The 592-nt window shown below is 62.8% G+C and carries 1 protein-coding gene; it reads right to left on the bottom strand.

All coding sequences use genetic code 11. From position 1 onward, the window contains the following. The coding region (locus tag AC4FS3_RS29135) for a pseudouridine synthase (RefSeq protein WP_491023441.1) at positions 1-432 on the bottom strand (432 nt) is incomplete at its 3' end. Positions 433-592: the final 160 nt, after the last annotated feature.

The following is a 592-nucleotide window of genomic DNA, read 5'->3' as shown; positions in this document are numbered from 1 at the left end:
GCGATAGGTCTTGCTGACCTTCCGTTTCGGGCTTGTGACGCGGTGCAGGAACTCGCCGTCGTCGGTCAGCAGCAACATGCCAGATGTTTCCTTGTCGAGCCTGCCGACCGTCGAAATCGCCGGATCCCGCCGCCGCCAGCGGGTCGGGAGTAGATCGTAAACCAGTGGCCCGGCATCGCTGTGCGAGCATGTCACCCCGGCGGGCTTGTTCAGGAGGATCACCAGTCCTGCAACGGGATCAAGCTGTTCCCCGCCCACGGTCATGCGCCTGGGCAGCTCCGCCGTGACCGTAATACGCCGCGTCACGTCATTGACCTTCTCGCCGTCCAATATGATGCGGCCCGCTTGCGCCAGCCCGCCGATCTCGCGGCGCGATCCATAGCCCATCGAGGACAGCAACTTGTCGATACGGGCGTTTACCGCTTTCGACATGACGCAGCCCTCCGATCTGGTTTGATGGTGCGTGGGATGCGGTTCGTCATGCCGTCCCCTCAACCAATGGCTTCAGGCTTATACCCTTCTCACGCAGGGCGGCGTCGATCCGGCTGAATACCTCGTTGCGGCAGGCCATCTCGCGGTCATGCTGGGGAAC

The sequence above is a fragment of the Pseudogemmobacter sp. TB195 genome, from assembly GCF_058313095.1.
The sequence above is the reverse complement of the archived record's forward strand: the minus strand, read 5'-3'. Positions and strand labels throughout refer to the sequence as shown.